At 37.4% G+C, this 16904-nt stretch carries 19 protein-coding genes; 11 read left to right on the top strand and 8 right to left on the bottom strand.

From position 1 onward, the window contains the following. The first annotated feature begins 2 nt into the window (after positions 1 to 2). The 9 genes from P5V12_RS09135 (at position 3) to P5V12_RS09095 (ending at position 7023) form a co-directional block, all read left to right on the top strand. Positions 3 to 422, top strand: coding sequence for a flagellar hook assembly protein FlgD (locus tag P5V12_RS09135; RefSeq protein WP_316957045.1), 420 nt, complete (start codon positions 3 to 5; stop codon positions 420 to 422). A gap of 20 nt (positions 423 to 442) precedes the next feature. Continuing rightward, the gene (gene flgF, locus P5V12_RS09130) at positions 443 to 1606 is read left to right on the top strand and encodes a flagellar basal-body rod protein FlgF (RefSeq protein WP_316957044.1); all 1164 of its coding nucleotides are present in this window, start codon (positions 443 to 445) and stop codon (positions 1604 to 1606) included. Between the two features lie 4 nt (positions 1607 to 1610). Continuing rightward, positions 1611 to 2366 carry a FliM/FliN family flagellar motor C-terminal domain-containing protein gene (locus P5V12_RS09125; RefSeq protein WP_316957043.1) on the top strand — a complete coding sequence of 252 codons (756 nt, stop codon included), beginning with the start codon at positions 1611 to 1613 and terminating at the stop codon, positions 2364 to 2366. After that, on the top strand, positions 2356 to 2664 hold the full coding sequence (locus P5V12_RS09120) for a FliM/FliN family flagellar motor C-terminal domain-containing protein (protein WP_316957042.1): 309 nt from the start codon (positions 2356 to 2358) through the stop codon (positions 2662 to 2664). The genes P5V12_RS09125 and P5V12_RS09120 overlap by 11 nt, the downstream gene beginning before the upstream one ends. A gap of 19 nt (positions 2665 to 2683) precedes the next feature. Further along, complete coding sequence (locus tag P5V12_RS09115) at positions 2684 to 3034, top strand: hypothetical protein (RefSeq protein WP_316957041.1); 351 nt, start codon at positions 2684 to 2686, stop codon at positions 3032 to 3034. After that, positions 3031 to 3711 (top strand): flagellar type III secretion system pore protein FliP, encoded by a 681-nt coding sequence (gene fliP, locus P5V12_RS09110; RefSeq protein ID WP_316957040.1) that lies wholly within the window; start codon positions 3031 to 3033, stop codon positions 3709 to 3711. The genes P5V12_RS09115 and fliP overlap by 4 nt, the downstream gene beginning before the upstream one ends. Position 3712: 1 nt before the next feature. Further along, positions 3713 to 4411: a sigma-70 family RNA polymerase sigma factor gene (locus P5V12_RS09105; RefSeq protein ID WP_316957039.1), complete on the top strand. Its 699-nt coding sequence runs from the start codon at positions 3713 to 3715 to the stop codon at positions 4409 to 4411. Between the two features lie 27 nt (positions 4412 to 4438). Then, positions 4439 to 4933 (top strand): tetratricopeptide repeat protein, encoded by a 495-nt coding sequence (locus P5V12_RS09100; RefSeq protein ID WP_316957038.1) that lies wholly within the window; start codon positions 4439 to 4441, stop codon positions 4931 to 4933. Positions 4934 to 5013: 80 nt separating this feature from the next. Next, positions 5014 to 7023 (top strand): glycosyltransferase family 2 protein, encoded by a 2010-nt coding sequence (locus tag P5V12_RS09095; RefSeq protein WP_316957037.1) that lies wholly within the window; start codon positions 5014 to 5016, stop codon positions 7021 to 7023. Here P5V12_RS09095 and P5V12_RS09090 read toward each other — a convergent pair whose 3' ends face one another. The 7 genes from P5V12_RS09090 to P5V12_RS09060 are packed head-to-tail and all read right to left on the bottom strand — an operon-like array spanning position 7024 to position 13625. Beyond that, positions 7024 to 7947: a glycosyltransferase gene (locus P5V12_RS09090; protein WP_316957036.1), complete on the bottom strand. Its 924-nt coding sequence runs from the start codon at positions 7945 to 7947 to the stop codon at positions 7024 to 7026. Positions 7948 to 7952: 5 nt separating this feature from the next. Beyond that, the gene (locus P5V12_RS09085; protein WP_316957035.1) at positions 7953 to 8207 is read right to left on the bottom strand and encodes an acyl carrier protein; all 255 of its coding nucleotides are present in this window, start codon (positions 8205 to 8207) and stop codon (positions 7953 to 7955) included. Between the two features lie 16 nt (positions 8208 to 8223). Continuing rightward, positions 8224 to 8982 (bottom strand): glycosyltransferase, encoded by a 759-nt coding sequence (locus P5V12_RS09080; RefSeq protein ID WP_316957034.1) that lies wholly within the window; start codon positions 8980 to 8982, stop codon positions 8224 to 8226. Between the two features lie 10 nt (positions 8983 to 8992). Next, on the bottom strand, positions 8993 to 9808 hold the full coding sequence (locus tag P5V12_RS09075) for a glycosyltransferase family 2 protein (protein ID WP_316957033.1): 816 nt from the start codon (positions 9806 to 9808) through the stop codon (positions 8993 to 8995). Beyond that, entirely contained in the window at positions 9805 to 10635 is an 831-nt protein-coding gene (locus P5V12_RS09070) for a glycosyltransferase family A protein (protein ID WP_316957032.1), read from the bottom strand. Before P5V12_RS09070 ends, P5V12_RS09075 begins: the two co-directional genes overlap by 4 nt. 35 nt (positions 10636 to 10670) lie before the next feature. Next, positions 10671 to 11558: a DUF6492 family protein gene (locus tag P5V12_RS09065; RefSeq protein WP_316957031.1), complete on the bottom strand. Its 888-nt coding sequence runs from the start codon at positions 11556 to 11558 to the stop codon at positions 10671 to 10673. Between the two features lie 42 nt (positions 11559 to 11600). Further along, entirely contained in the window at positions 11601 to 13625 is a 2025-nt protein-coding gene (locus tag P5V12_RS09060; protein ID WP_316957030.1) for an HAD-IIIC family phosphatase, read from the bottom strand. A 518-nt stretch (positions 13626 to 14143) separates the two neighbouring features. Here P5V12_RS09060 and P5V12_RS09055 point away from each other — a divergent pair. Then, positions 14144 to 15061, top strand: a complete 918-nt coding sequence (locus P5V12_RS09055) for a class I SAM-dependent methyltransferase (protein ID WP_316957029.1) — start codon at positions 14144 to 14146, stop codon at positions 15059 to 15061. Between the two features lie 56 nt (positions 15062 to 15117). Here the strand turns inward: P5V12_RS09055 and P5V12_RS09050 are convergent, their stop codons facing one another. Further along, positions 15118 to 16059, bottom strand: a complete 942-nt coding sequence (locus P5V12_RS09050) for a hypothetical protein (RefSeq protein WP_316957028.1) — start codon at positions 16057 to 16059, stop codon at positions 15118 to 15120. Positions 16060 to 16627: 568 nt separating this feature from the next. Between P5V12_RS09050 and P5V12_RS09045 the strand changes: the two genes are divergently transcribed. Further along, the gene (locus tag P5V12_RS09045; protein ID WP_316957027.1) at positions 16628 to 16870 is read left to right on the top strand and encodes a SymE family type I addiction module toxin; all 243 of its coding nucleotides are present in this window, start codon (positions 16628 to 16630) and stop codon (positions 16868 to 16870) included. Positions 16871 to 16904: the final 34 nt, after the last annotated feature.

Raw genomic sequence — 16904 nt, 5'->3', positions numbered from 1 at the left:
TTATGCCAGTAGATGCTATAGGAGGTATTCTATCCTCAGCCTCCGACAATTCAACCAGCACCAACTCAATGAGCCAGGAAGACTTTATAAAATTATTTCTAACAGAACTTAATTATCAGGACCCTCTCGAACCTGTAGACAACAAGGAGTTTTTAGCGCAAATAGCTCAATTCGCAGCAGTCGATCAAAACAGAAAAACTACCGAATCGATAGAAAACTTAATATATATAACATCCACCCAACAATCTGTTTCTCTTCTAAATAAGAGAGTTGAAGTAAGAACTTCGGATAGCGTACTTTTTGGCACAGTAACAGCTATAAGATTTACTCAGGACGGACCAAGATTAACAATAGCTCAAACGAATGGGAATATAATTCCCGACATAAGACTTTCACAAGTTAGCCTTATTCAAAATAATTAATATATGTAGAGGATAGAAAAATGCTTCAATCATTCTTTACTGGATTAAGTGGAATGCTAGGTTTTTCAAAAAGCTTAGATACTGTCAGTAATAACGTCGCAAATATGAATACCCCAGGCTACAGGGGGACGAGTACTTTTATGAGGGATGTGGTAGGCGAAAATGGTTCCGGTTTCGGTGCAACCGTTGGAGACACCGCCACAAGAACATCTTCCGGAGACATAAAGCAAACAGGAAATGAAACCGATATTGCTATAGTAGGAGAAGGATTATTTGTTTTACAAAATGAATCTGGAGACTATTTTTATACTAGAGCCGGTCAATTTATCTTTAATGAAGAAAACATGCTGGTTGACTCCACTGGTGACTTTTTTGTAATGGGATTAAACGAGGACAGCAATCTGGAAAGGATCGACATTTCAGAACAAAGAATTCTACCTCCAGTAGCCACAACAAATATCGATTTAAAGGGAGCCCTAGCTTCAACCGACGACTCGCATCAAATAACCCCCATCCCCATCTATGATGCTAGTGGAATCTCTCATGATCTTACTCTAACACTTAGAAATCCTACCGATTCGATTAATCTGTGGACAGTTGAAGTTACCAATAATTTAGGGGATATCTTAGGCGACGGCGAAATTCGTTTTAACTCAGATGGATCACTTTTAGAAAACTTCAATCAAATATCAATTACTACCTCCCTATCAGGTTCCGAGCAAACGATAAATTTTAACTTCGGGGAGCCTAACACAGTTACAGGAGCCCGACAGAGTTTAAGTGGCGCTTCGAACCTCGTAACCGGAACTGTCGACGGTAACGCCCCTCTTGGCCTAACCGGCGTGAAATTTAATGAAAAAGGAGTAATGATCCTTCAATATTCTAATGGAGACACCCATGACGGGAGTCAAATCGCAGTTGCTTCCTTTAGTAATGAACAGAACCTTGAACGATCAACAGGAGCGATGTTTACAGCAAAAGATGACCAGACACCAACAATTCGCCGTCCGGCAGAAGAAGGGATGGGGAAAATAAAAGGCGAAAGTATTGAACTCTCTAATGTAGATCTAACCCAAGAATTCGCAGATATTCTAATAATACAACGCGGTTATCAAGCTAGCTCTCAGGTAATGAGCGTAGCAAATGAACTCATAGAACAGCTTTATAACGGAACTCGTGGTTAGTCAAATGAAGCATCTTCCAACAAAAATAATTTATCCTAAAGAAACGGATATCAAAAATATTTATGGGCGTTTGACCCACATCATTACACATTGGATAGAAGATTGGTGTTTCAATCCCGAAGAACTAAAGTTATCACCTATCTCCCTAGATACCGTTGAAGGTTCGCATATAGCTTTTGGCAATCCGCATCCCGCTATGTACCTTTTTGAACAGGGTACAGACTGGGAAAACATCATATATGGTAAGCACGCCAGTCATATTCCGAAGGATGATATAGCTCAAAAATTGAAGGAAAATGCAACAAAAGAGCTTTTCTCAAGAATTCAGGGGGAGCTTTTTAGCTCGACATCGGAGGGAAAGGAAAACGGAGACAATGATTCTTTTGAGACAAAATCCCTTTACCCGGCCAAGTCAAATTTCCTAGGCATTCTTTTTAATTATAAAACAGAAAGCTTCGCAATAATCATTAACCTGGCAAAACTAAAGGAAAACATTTCTCACTCAACAACGAGCAAAAAAACCTTATCAAATGAAAAAATATCTTTAGTAGACAAAAAAATACCTATCAATATTCGTTTATCACTAGGACAGTATTCAATAAATGAAATTAACGAACTAACACCAGGTGACATTCTAACTTCAAAAGTTAACATTTCCTCACTATTCGACATTTATATAGATAAAAATCATATTTCCAAATGCCGACCGATTAGGCTAGAAGAAAACAGAGCAATCAAGGTAACAAAAAATGACAGATAAAATTGAAAAGATTGAGTTCCCATATCCGGAAGAAAAATATACACCATCAAACAAAAAGTTAATTTCCGACAACATCGAATTAGTTGGACATGTAAATGTCAATCTCTCGGTAAACCTGGGCAGTGCAGACCTAAGCATTAGCGAACTTTTTTCCCTGACAGAAGGGGAAACAATAAAACTAAATGAGTCGCTTGATTCGCCAATATTACTGGAACTCAACGGAAAAACTATTGCAAAAGGAAATCTTGTCGCTGTTGGAGATAATTTCGGTATTGAAATAGTACAGATTATTGACTAATTTTGACGTTTAACAAAAAATGAATAGCACATCCCTAGAACAACCCAAATTTAAATCTAACACACCTTATGAAAGTGATCCGTTAGAGTCAGTTCTTATTTTTTTGTTAATTTTTATTATTCTAGCAACGATTGTATTTCTTTTTAGAAAAAAAATACAATCAACATTCTCAGAACACTATCAACCAGAAGAAGAGAAATCCGAAAAAATAGAAATTATTTGCACGAAACATCTATCCAACAGCACCAAATCATACATAATTAGATTTAAAGAAGAATATTTTTTAATAACAGAATCAAAAATAAACACCACGTCCACAAAAATAGATTTTTCGCGCAAAACGGATACTATTGAAGAGAAAAAAGAATGAATCAAGTTTTAACATGGAATCAGGTATTTCAAACACTATCTGAAGGAAGATTAACCCCTGAAATAGAAACCTTTTTACTTATAACAAGTTTATCGTTCATTCCATTTTTTTTAATAGCGGCAACAACCTTTACGAGAAATATTATAGTATTTTCTTTTCTTAGAAGTGCTCTCGGCCTACAACAAACCCCACCGAACATGGTACTACTTACTCTGGCAATGTTTTTGACCATATTCACCATGGAACCCATTTTTTTAAAAAGTTTTGACTCAGGTATATCCCCATATCTAAAGGAAGAAATAAGTTTCGATATAGCAATTGAGAAATCCTGGAAGCCATTCCAAAACTTTATGATAAAACAAACCAATGAATCTGATATTCAACTAATTTACAAGCTTTCTGAAAAAAAACTGCCGAGCATAGCAACGGATGTTCCCGCTGTACAATTAATTCCCGCATTCCTTCTAAGTGAGTTAAGGACTGCCTTTAAGATAGGCTTTATTATATATCTCCCTTTTCTTTTAATTGACTTCGTTATATCAGCGCTTCTCATGTCACTCGGTATGATTATGGTCCCACCAATCACAATATCATTACCACTTAAAATCATGCTATTTGTTGTTGTTGATGGCTGGAGCCTTATTGCAGAAACGCTCATCCACAGTGTGAGTGGATGACATGCAACACGTGTTTCAAAAGGATATTCATCACAACATAGACCCATTGGATGAGATCTGGTCTATAACTGGAGGAAAAATTTCAGTCAAAAATCGAAATAGGATTTTTGAGCTTTACTTCCCCTGGTGTAGACAAATTGCGGGCAGTATCTATAAAAACTACCAACATTATCTTCTAGATTGGGAGGATTTTTTGGGTATATGCTCTGTATCTCTACTTGAATCTATCGACAAATATGACTCAAGCATGAACATACCTTTTAAGGGATACGCTTACCCCAGAATGAAAGGATCCATTCTAAATGCGATTCGCGACTTAACAAAAAAAGAGAGAGCATTCAGCAAGAGAAAGGAAAAAAATGATGATTTGGTAAATTACTACGAAAAAAAAGAAGATGACCCTCTGACGATTATAGCTGACCTTACCGTTGACATAGCATTGGGTATGCTGATTGAGAGTAGCTCAGATTCACAAAACTCACTTTGCAATTACTATATTGCAGCAGAGACAAATAGAAAGTTATTTGAAATAGTGGAATCTCTTCCCGAAAAAATACGTTTTATAATAAAGAGCTACTACTACCAACAGTTAAGCTTTAAAGATATTGCTGAGCTACTTAATTTAAGTAACGCACGCATATCTCAAATTCACAAAGAAGCACTAAAGAGCATTCGAAGACTACTTGAACTCAAGAAATAAACAAAAACATATTATAGGATAAGTATTATGAACAACTACTCAGCTTTTGATAGTGATGAACTACTTGCACTAGCCGATTTTGACTTTAGAAATGACCGCCCTGAAGATGCACTTCTTAAACTTAAAAATCTTGTTGCCCGTGCCGCCACACCGCTTCAAACATATGCTTTGATTGGTAGAATATACGCTACTATTGGATTATTTGAAAAAGCAAAAGGCGCATTTGAATTCTACTTAACTAAAGTAAAAGACCCTAACGCAAAGATAAATGAATTATTTCAACTTGGACTGGTTGAAAGAGATCTGGGTAATACGGATATCGCTATAGAGATATGGAGTGATCTGCTAAATGAACATCCCAACTACGCTCCGGCCCTTTATCACAAAGCAGAAACGCTCATCAATCTAAATAGAGTTCAGGAGTCTGTAGACCTACTTAACCATATTCTAGAAACCGCAGAAGATGGCGACAACTTTATTGCTTTGGCGGATCAACTACTTAGTAAGACCGTACTGCAATAGTCAGAAATTATTATATTTGAATTTTACAGGATCATGCTTGTCATTACTAAACATGATCCTGCTAAAAAGCGATCTAGATTATGTCCGAACCAACAAGAACTAAAATTGGAGTTGTATCCACAATTGCTGATGCAAGATGGAATATTGATTTTTTCATTCAATACCATCTGTCAATTGGAGTTTCTCATATTTTTTTATTTATAGATGACGAGTGCTCTGAAACCTACCAAATAGCAATCAGCTACAACAACGTCACCCCAATTCATGTGAATAAATTCACCAAGGAAAATTGGGCGCTTACTCCAATTTATCATCAAAAAGACAGAGAAAGATTACACTCATCTGAAGTTATGGTTCGACAAGAACTTAACTTATACCTAGCTCAATCACTTGCGCTGAACGAGGGGATAGATTGGCTTATTCATATTGATATAGACGAACTTTTTTATCTCAACAATCACAACATTCAAACATTTTTTAAAAATTTAGAAGCGTCAGGAAAAGTCAGCGCCATCTTCAAAAATTATGAGGCAATACCGATTACAGCCGAAAACACCAATATTTATTTATCCACCCCTTACTTCAAAAAAAACTATTTTTGCAAAGCAAGATGGCATTACTCCAAAGAACAGAAATCATTTATCGACAGCTGCAGCTGGTTAAGACCGCTATACTTTAACTACTATCAAAATGGAAAATGCGCTTCATTAATAAATAAAAATATTCATATCGACGATGTCCATTCTTTTCGTCCAACAAAAAGTAATATAAACTTTATGGACGAAAAATCCCCTTTAATACTGCATTTCCCATGCACATCCATAGATGAATTTAAAACAAAATACCGTCGACTAGGAAATTTCAGCGACATTTGGAGAGGGTATCCAAGAGCAGGAAAGTTTATTGACAGCCTTCATCTAGAAGCTAGAGACTGCTTAAAGTGCTCTGACCCAAATATAGCTTTAGAAGAACTCTTTTACAAAAGAATACTTCTTAGCCAACCTCAAATTCAAGAACTTATACAGTACGATCTCGCCACCAAAATCACACTACCGTTTCAGAGAAAGGATATAAAGACAAAAACAATATCTTTTAAAGAAAAAAGAAATAACAATCACAGTACATTCAAAACTGAATGGAAAAATTCCATATCAGCCTACCATCCCTGCTTAAACAGCATAATATACAACGAAAATCCCGAACTTGCTCTTTGTTTTGAAAGCATTTCGGAAGCAAAAAAATGGATCCGAAGACACCCATTCCTGAAGAACAAAACGAACTTGCAAATCAAGCAAGACTCCTTTGGGTTTAAAGTATGCGAACATGGTGTATATTACGTTGACTTTCAGGATCAAAGAACACATCAAACATTAATCAATTGGATACATAGTTCCGAAAATCTCGATAACACGATATTTGATTTAAGGCGAACATATTTTAGAAAGTATGACCCGGCCAGCGAATTTCAATGTATAAGCCGAAGAGCAAAACTAAAAGAACTTATAAACGCCCATACAAAATCGTACTCAGAAGTGTATTTTGTAGTGGACAATGCGACAAACATCTTAACGTTTCCTAGAACAGCCGGAAATGTGATAGATTTAAGATCTCTTGGAGACATAATTTTGGGGATTAAACAACAAGATAGCGGAAAAATATCTAATGCTATAAATTCTAACTATCCAAAACCAATGATAACAAATTCAGCAATACTCTACTCCCCAGAACAAAAAGGCTTACAATACATACGTAGCCACTACGATCCTATCTTCTATTTTTTAGGAGGAACTATCGTCAATCACCCAGATAAAGAAGAAAACATATACCATGCTATCCGTGAGAAATATCCAGCAATAATAAACTCGTATGCCAAAGCCCTAAATACCGAAAACAATCTCTTAGTGTTACGAAAAAAAATCGAAAACGAAAACTTCCTATTAGTAGCCAACTACAATCATACACCTCAACCTATAGAAAAAAACGTCTTCTTAAAAAACAACCTTCCTAAAAATTGGGTTTGCATAAATCAACAACACGATATAAATAGGATCTTAGCCCCGAAACAGATTATCTGGCTAAAATCAGAGTAGCTAACGTACCTTATCCAACAATCCCGTCTCAATTATCCGAATCATTGCCTCGTTCCCATGCCCTTCTCGCAAGAGAGCGGTGTACTTTGTATTGTGTTTTTTATGAATATAATCTGCATTGTTTCTCCCAGACAAAAGGCGGCCAATTTTATTTTTATCATGGGGGATATGAAAAGTTTTGACATCTCTTGCGACCACAAACTTATTATCGTTATCATATAGCCGTATAGCCAATTCAACGTCCTCGCCACCCCAGCTTTTAAAATTTTCATCAAATCCGCCAACATTAATCAGCGAAGATTTCGAAACTGACAAATGACACGTCCAAGCAAAAATCCATGGAGTCTTCATGTTACTTAAATCAAAGTTGTACTTTTGAAAGAAAATGTATCGTGGGTCAATATAAGCTTTATCATCTCCCATAAGTTTAAATATAATATTCAACTCCCCTAGATCCAGAAGCTTATCGATTTCGGGTGGAATACCCTTTCCCGTTTCAAAACAAAAAGGGAGTCCCATAGCAACGATCGAGCGCTTTTTATGTAGTGCATAATGCTCACTCACCACATCAGGGCCACATAAAACCCCACAATCAATAAAAAGAATTGTCTTATATTTACTTGCTTTTATACCTAGATTCCGAGCTTTTGAAACCCTAAATCCTTGATCATCCTGATACAAATAAGTCAGATCAATTACACTTTCGTATTTCTTAACTACGACATCCGCCTTGGGGTTCGAGCCATCATCGACAACTATAACTTCATACTTATCCTTCGGAAATATCTGATTTACCAATGAAAGCAAAGATAAATCTAATAGGCGGTTTCGGTTGTAAGTAGGAATTACAATGCTAACTCCGTCAAGATCTTTATTTTCGGAGATAACATTACCGGGCTTAAGGTATTCCATATATTTTTGCATATAAATCACTGAACTTTAGAGTTCCTTTCAATCAATTCTTCTGTCTTTATTATCACCTGCCTAATTGTGGTTAAATCAGACATGTGAATACCTTCAAATCGAATATCAAAAGCATCTTCAATTTCTATAGCCAATTGTGCAATAACCAGAGAATCAACCCCAAGATCTTCTCGAAACTTTGTCTCTAAATTTATGTTACTACCAACAAACTCCTGATTATTTCTAATAATTTCCAATACCTTATTTTCTAATTCAGTCACATTTACTCCTTTTATATCAGTAGATCAAATCCCGGTAAAACTCCTCCGAATCAAGCACTTCTTCAGCCATATTGTTGATAGAACTTAGCGTCAAATTTTTTGCTAAAAGCTCGGATTGCTTCTCCGTCAACAACCTTCCTAAGCTAAACAAGTATTCAAAATGCTCTCTATTCCAGGTATTGTCTCCGTAAAAATTATATACGTATAATTGCGCTTTGGTGACACCACATAGCAGTCCTTTTTCTTTGAGTTTTTGCACAAAAGACAAATCTTCGGATTTATTTAAAGGGGGGTACATCAATCCATTTTTCAAAATAAACTCCCTTTCAATCATTACGGTATTTTCCCACCCTCGTCCGGAAGATATATAACCTACACATTTAACCTGATCATACATAATTGTATGGGTCAAAATCGAACCTCTATATCCTGAACGTAGCGCAGCTTCGACTTGATCTTTCAATCTATCTTTGTGATGCCAATCGTCGTCGTCCCATGTACATACAAATTTTCCCTTTGATTCCCGGATAGAGATATTTCTCAACTCTCCCAGAGTTCTCTTTCTTTTTACGGGATCCAAACTTATAACGCGTATATTAGGATCATGGACTTCACTAAGAAAATCTTTGGTTTCTTCGTCCCTGGAGTCAATCAGAAGTACAAGTTCTTTATTCCGGTATGTTTGTTGACGAAAACAGTTTACTGCAACAGCCAATTTTTCAGTTCGCTTTCGACTTAGACATAGACATGATACTAGAGGAAAGTCGTTATTCATATTCTAATTCCTATGCTTGAAGAATATCCGACAACTCCAGTTTGGATTGCTCAATTTTCCAAAACAAGCTGCTTTTACAGTGAAAATATCTCTCAAAAAAACTTGTGTGAGTGTCGAAAATAACTGAGAGTTCATTTATTTTCTTTTGCATTGACTCGACTGTTTCCTCCGGGTTGTCTTTCCTTTCTTCATAAAGATATATGGAGGATCTGGGATTCTCGTAGGGTGTTGCTCCGTAATTTACAAGGCGGACAAATAAATCAATGTCTCCATAATAGTAGAAAGAGCTATTAAATCCTCCTACATTTTCAAAATAACACTTGGGAATAACAACACCCCATTCGACCGAGGTTGTGAGTAGCCTTTCGACGTTATATTTATCAATCAGAAGTCGTCGATCCCATGTTCTTCTCTGAGCACTACTCTTATCTCGCATAGCACCTATAGTAAATAAAGTCGACCACAAAAAGTATGAGTTCGATTTACAATTACCACAAAACTCATGAACTCCTAGCAAAAAATTTCTATCCAGTTCACACCACTCTTCAACGAAAATAAGGTATTCGCCCTCCGAAGACTTAAAAGCAATGTTTTTTGACTCAAAGTTCCCTAGTGGTTCTGAATTTTTTATATATTTTATACTATACCGTTTTGTATAGTGCTCCAGTCCAGACAAGTCATAGACAGAGTTTGATGCATCGTCAACAATAATAATCTCATAATTTTTATAAGACTGAGAAAAGACACTTGCAAGAGACTTTTTAAAATTTCTTTCTTGATTCTTAGTTGTCAATATAATCGAAAATTTCGGATTGGATTGACTCACTTTAGTATTCCCTTTGACTTCATTTTCAATGCATCCTCTATTTGAATCTCTAAGCCACGTATAGTCCAATGCAAATCACTTTTTGAGTTAAAATTATGATCAAAGTAAGATCGATAAAGACTTAAAACTCGCTCAATTTCCAATATTCTATTTTTAAAGGTATTTACGTCTTTAGTTAGCCTTACAGCACGGTGCACATGCATAAATACATTAGTAGACGTTATTTCATGGGGAAAATAGCCTTGAGACAAAAACTTTGTAAAAAATTCGGTATCTTCAACAAGTTTGAAACTAGAATCCAATCCACCAACCTTGGAGAAGAGTTCTTTTGTAATTACCACACCATAACCTAACCCAGATCGAAGTAATCGAACAGGAGAATGCTCATATGATTGATACTGTCGCCCCCACACAATTGGCTTAGCAACTACCTTTCCCCTTACAGTTTCAAGTGATGTAACACTTGACCAGGACATATCCACATCAAAACTCCGCGCTTTATGGTACTGATATGTCATAGATAAGAAATTGCTAGATAATTCGTCATCGTCATCGAGAAATACTAAATATCTCCCCGATGCCTGGTTCACAGCCAAATTCCGTGTTTCTGCCTGCCCTAAATTTTCACGGTTATGGATGTACACCAAATTATGGACATTCTCATAACAGCTTACATCATAAGAGTTATCTGAGGCGTCATTAACAACAACAATTTCATAGGATTCAAAATCCTGAGCTAAAACGCTCGCTATTGCTCGTCTAAGCAACAGTTCCCTGTTTCGAGTTGGAATAATTACCGAAAAAAACGGCTGCTCAATCGAAATCATTTTTTATACACGCGGTTTTCGTAAACACCAAATGACTATATATATGGTGACAGTAGGGCTTCAATTTCAGCAACAGGAACATTCATATTGCTTTGTATCACAGAAAAGAACCCTCTTCCCTCACCGTTAAAAAGGATCTCAGGCTCCAGTTGATCGTATTCATCAATCACCCAGCAACACTTTTTCGATATCAGCGTTTCCTCCCAATACTCCCCACCAAATGTAAAGTGATAATCCCATAGCAAGCCATGCTTCTCCAAATAGAGAAAATATAAGGTATATTCCGACCAAATCTGATGGGGTAACCAACCTCTTGGCTGTCCATTTACGAACTTTATGCAGTAAGAAAGTAGTTTTGACTCCCAAGATGCATATTTTAAACTCAACTCATTGATCAAGCCCTTTACCACATCTCTCGATAAAATTGCTGGAGTAACCGACATGCCAATCTTGTTAAAATCCAGTGGGTAGTCAAGCACTTCTGCGGCGCCTTTCCACCACTGTGAGTGAATTTTTTTATCTTCCAACTGAATTAACGCTTTATTGTCATTGACCAAGTCTTCATACCCCATATTCCTAATACAGAGGCAATCACCATCAAAAGTCAAATAGAAGTCCGTTTCAACAAGCTCATGTGCTTTAAGCTTTATAATTTGCTGCAATACCCAACCATCGACAAATCCCTTCATCCTTAAATGACCAATTAATACGTTTTCATCGACCACTTCAATAGACAGTTCTGGCCATCTTTCCGATAGTACGTTTAACTCAAGTAAATCGATAGATGGACAGATAACGAATATTTTTTTGAATGTGCCCTCCTGACAAAATTTACTTAAAGAACGAAAAAGCAACTCACACTGTTTAATGCCTTCTTTTTTTTCACAGTGTCTTAGTTTTACAGGTATTACTGCAGAAATCATAGTTTAAAACCATACATACATTGGGCTAGTTTATGTAATTGCCTAAACATCGGTTTCAGAGTTTATCCAAAACGGGGATTTAGGTATGCTACTCGGGTTTTTATTAATCCAATTATTTCCTCCGCAAGGAGAAAAGCTGTGGTCTTGATATAAATTTTCACACGGCGCATTCTTTTCCGACTTAATGTACTGTCCAATCAAGCACCAACTGTCATACTGATCAGCCAAAAAGCTTAACATATGTGTTTCAAGACCATACCCCATTGCCCGGCAACTCATGACAAAGTTTGAAAAGAAAATAACTTTCTCCGAAATTTTTTTTTGAACCACAACCAAACCGACTAATCCCATATCGCCAAATTTATCACATAAACGAAATCGCCATACTTCCCACAAACGACTATTAATCATACTTTGGAGTTCGCGTCTGGAATAACGTTCCCCCGATGTATTGAATTGATTTGTGCGAGACAGAATTTCCTCCGCCCGTTCAATTTCCTCATTGCTTAACTCTTTACTGCACACCTTAATTTCAAGAGGTAACAAGCTATGTTCTGATTTTTCGCCTTCTATAGATGAAACACGTTTTAAATTATTTTTATAAAAACGTGTTCTATTTTTGGCTTCATCTGTTTTTGCGGTATTACACAAAGAAAGCATTTTTTTAAGCATACCCCAAGAAATATTTGATTTTGCATCCAGACAACATACTTCAGGGTAGTAGTGTGACACCAGACCAAGCTGCCTTTCGCAATCATCCAGATATATAAAAGCATCCATAGCTAAATTTAAATTTTTGGCAATTTCAGGCAGCCTATCGACTTTATTTTCCCAATCAAAACATAGCTCAACAAAACGGTTTCTTGTCAAACTCATTTCAGACCAACGAATATTTTCCTTAGCATTTTTGCTCAAAGCAACTAAAAGAATGCCTTGATCAGCCAAATTTTGTAGTAATTCTTGTTTATCCCAATAGTGGTCCACCAAACCTTCGGCCATTATTCCTGACCAAAGCGTATTGTCAAAATCAACCACTACCACCTTTTTTCGCTTAAACTCCGAAAGCGGGTGTAAAATAGAAAAGTAAGCTTCGGCCAGCTGACGTCCAAATTCAATTGGACGAAAAATAGCGCCCTGCCAAAATCGCTCATCCAAATAAGGGGAAAAACATTTTTCCGCACCAATGCGAGAAACTATTTTCTTTTCATCAACAATCGATATGTTTTCATATTGTGATGTAAGTAAGGAGATCTGATTGTTTAAGTCGCCAAATACGTATTGCCATTCAAATGGTGCATTGCCCTCTACCGTAAACCAAGGCTCGTCCCGTTGAAACCTATAATTCAGTACCCAGGGCAACCCCCCAGTTGAATGAATCAAAATGGGTACATTTGAGACACTTCGAATACTTTGGATAAATTGGTGAACATAGGTCATCATATCGTTGATCGATTTTTCATGTCTTTCCTCACAAAATCCATTTTGGGCGATGTCTAGTAACGTTGCACGGTACAACGGTGTTCCCCAATAGGAAAAAAAACTTACCGCGATTACATCGATATTTTCATCTAATTCTTGTGATACCGCACAACCGGTCGACGAATCAAAAGTCTCACTGTTCCACGCACCTAGATATATTTGCTTTACATCCAAATCAATCGCATGATTAAGACATCGAGCTCTTAAGCCTGTTAGTATGTCTGTGAGTACACAGTCTCCAACGACGATTATTTTTAGTGATTTAACTGGTTGCTGGATAAAAGACCGATGTAAATCTTCTGACAAAGCTAAAAACGACTTCTGCCTATCAGTATCCAGTTCACACAAAATATCTTCTACTTCTGCTTGAATAATAGATCGATAAAATGCATTTTTTTTGTGCCAATCACAGTCAATTCCGAAAAAGCGAGACCTTTCCGCTATGTATAACTGTTTTATCTTCGGGTCACCTGAAACACAATACTCCAGTAACATTTCAAGCAAGAAAGCTAACCACTGGCGCCCCAACTTATGCACTTCCTGGTTATCGTTAGGAAAATCAATATAGCGAGAGTACTCGCACTGCATCCGCGTAAACCAGGCAGAATATATTTTTCGTTTCGTTAAATACGGAAGGAGCCTTGAATTACGGCTATTTGTTGATCCTATTTTCATAATGCCAATGGTATTACAGAGCCAAACTACTTATAAAACGGGCTACTCGCTATAAGAAAAGCCTCTGAACCTTCCTTGAATACTGTTAACTGAGTTTCAAATGGGGTTGAATTTTGATTCTAAATTAGCAACTAAACGCATAGAAAATGCGATTACATCTCTGAAATTCTCGCCCCAAGAAGCGATTAAAAACGCTTAAAATCTATCAAGATTCGCCTATAACTTCAATGAAAAACTTCATTTTACTCACAAAAAAAAGCTTTTTTTTAGGCTAAAATTAGTAGACGATTTTCAGATTTATATTTACTCCAAAATTGATTGTTTTACCCTATGAGAGGGCAAAATCCATAGTATCTATATTATTGTGCAATATCACTTAGATTTGCTAACCTAGACCTCCAGATCCCCCCAAAAAAGGACAAGGTTTCTTCATGGTCGACAGAAACGATGCAAAAAAGAAAGCGCAAGAAATTATTCACACACATTACTTAAATAAAATCACTGTTGAGTACCCTATTGGTCACTACTACTCCCCTTATCCTAATTTTGCTTTTATAAAAAAACGCTATGAGTCCCTGGTTAATCACCAGCAGAAAAGCATAGCGGGCGTGAATTTAAACCTTGAAGCGCAGCTTGCATTAGCTGACGAACTCAAACAGTATCAATCATGCATCCCTTTTCCAGACAAACCACAACCTGAATTTCGCTACTACCTGGACAATGGCTGGTTTTCTTATACAGATGCCTGTGTGCTTTTTGGGATGCTCCGCCATCGACCGCCAAAAAGAATTATTGAGGTCGGATCTGGCTACTCATCAGCACTGATGCTAGATACGAACGAACACTTTCTGAACAATGATATCGAACTGGTATTTATCGAGCCAGACCCATACCGTTTGCATGAGATTTTCAAGGAAAATGATAGAAAAAAGCATAAACTAATCCAGTTACAACTTCAGGATGTTGAACTTGAGATGTTTGACAAGCTGAATAGTGGTGATTGGTTATTCATCGATTCTTCTCACGTTACAAAATTTGGTAGCGATGTGAATCGTATTTTTTTCGAGATTCTTCCTCGTTTAAAGCCCGGTGTAATGATTCATTTTCACGATGTCTACTGGCCATTTGAAAACCCGAAAGATTGGCTATTGCATGGCCGATTGTGGAACGAGGTGTACTTGCTACGTGGGTTTCTACAATACAATACTGCTTTTTCGATATGCTTTTTTAACGCCATGCTGGATACTCTCTACCCTGAGATCATGCGAGAGACCTTTCCGCTTTCCGTACATGATGAGAAGTACGAAATTACCGCTGCGGGCTCGAGTATCTGGCTACGTAAGAATTAACTCAAAGCAATAAAATGCCATTTGCCAACACAAATACTCTTCGAGCTCAACGAAAATTATCTGCTCCGCCCACATAAATGCGCGTAATAAAACCCGTCCGCTTTCCTAGTTGCGAGCAGTTTCTGAGGGTTTTCCAGCAAGCTATACTGCTTAGGCAGCACATAAGCCAGCTCCTCTTTCGAGAATATGTCTTTTGGGTCCAACACCTGGCAAATTCGCTCATATAGCTCAGAAAAGAGCAAGCAAAGCAAGCCTCTACAGTTGAGTTGCAAATATTTAATTTTTGTAAAAGGATTAGCCATAAACATGCCATGGGCGTGAAGCATTCGGATATTTTTAAGCTCCTGGCCATATTTATGAATATGCATTGGGCGGCAATGCTCCGTAAGGTCAATGTGTTGTAACAAACTAGGGTTATACTTTCGCATATATGCCAGAACCATCTCATCGTATAAATAATGGTCACTCTCATAGGGTCTGCATTTCTGTATAAGCTGGTACATATCCTTAGAATGTAAAGCAGACAGCGTATACGATTCAAAAACCTCAATAAACCTTTCGTACTCCTCCGACTCCGGTTGGTAATAAAAAAAGCCGCTATTTCCACCGTCGAAACAGAACTTTTTCGGGTTCGCACAATGTGGAAGCGGGTCTTGGAACCAAAACACATCGACATCACAATACATCAAGGTATCTGTATTGATATGATGTGCATTTCGACGCAAATCAAATAATCTGGATAAGTAATCCCATCCCACGTACTCCCTGTATTTTTCCATATAAAAAGAGATTGGGACCACCCTGAAATTTAATAAGCTTGAATAGGGCTCAAACTCATTGAGCTTTCTATTCCCGGAATACAGCACTAAAATTTCAATATCTGGATTGCATGCACGCAAGGTTGCGATGGAGGTAATAAGTGGGGAGTGGTGGTTACGCCACACCTTGTCAATAAGGCTGGAATCATCCCACCAATGGTATACAGCTGTTGTGGTCATATGACAATACTACATCAAAGCAGTTAAGCTTACATCAATAAGCACAATGATTTTAAGTATGTATGCTCACATAATGGCCACTTTTTAGTAGGACTAAGAGTTTTCTTCAACTAAAAAATAAAGTACTCAACTTTTTATCATAAACCAGAAGATCAGTTCATAATTCGACCAGAAAGCGTCGGTATCACAACTAAGTATCTCCATTAAGTAAGCCTCTTGTATAGGGTTAAAGGACTCGCAAAAACTCCTATTTAGCAAGCTATCATCTATGTCTCCTACCCACCACTATAACCCGTTCCCAGGGAAAAGCATGTGCCTGTGATTATTAACGCCCCCCAACAAGCTAGTGATTACGGTATTTAAGCAAGGAGGCTGCCAACATTGATAGCTCTCTGACGAGGATCAAAAAGCCCTTATCGTACTGCTTAATAGCCTTGTTGCTTGGGCTAATATGCAAAAGCTCGTTGGACAAAGCCAAGATATTAGAAGATAACTATTCATTAATCGCTGACTGATTGGGTTGCCCCCCAACCAGCCAGCTAACCACAATCACTGTAAGAAGTGAGTTATGGCTACAAGTGAGCCTACTAAAGCAAAACCCATCTGTCATATTCGGCAGATTAAAACCGGCTCGATGATTTACGACTACCATCGTAAAACACAGAACAATTCACAAGCCAAAGTGCCCTGGCTTCAACTCAAAGGCCATTGGCTGGATCAAGCAGGCTTCTCGATTGACACACCAGTCACAGTGAGAGTTATGGAGGGATGCTTAGTTCTTACTGCTGAACAACAAGTTGTTAATTCTTAAAGTAAAAAGCCCAGCTGATAGCTGGGCTTTGATC

The organism is Teredinibacter sp. KSP-S5-2 (assembly GCF_032773895.1).
Taxonomy (GTDB): domain Bacteria; phylum Pseudomonadota; class Gammaproteobacteria; order Pseudomonadales; family Cellvibrionaceae.
The sequence above is the reverse complement of the archived record's forward strand: the minus strand, read 5'-3'. Positions and strand labels throughout refer to the sequence as shown.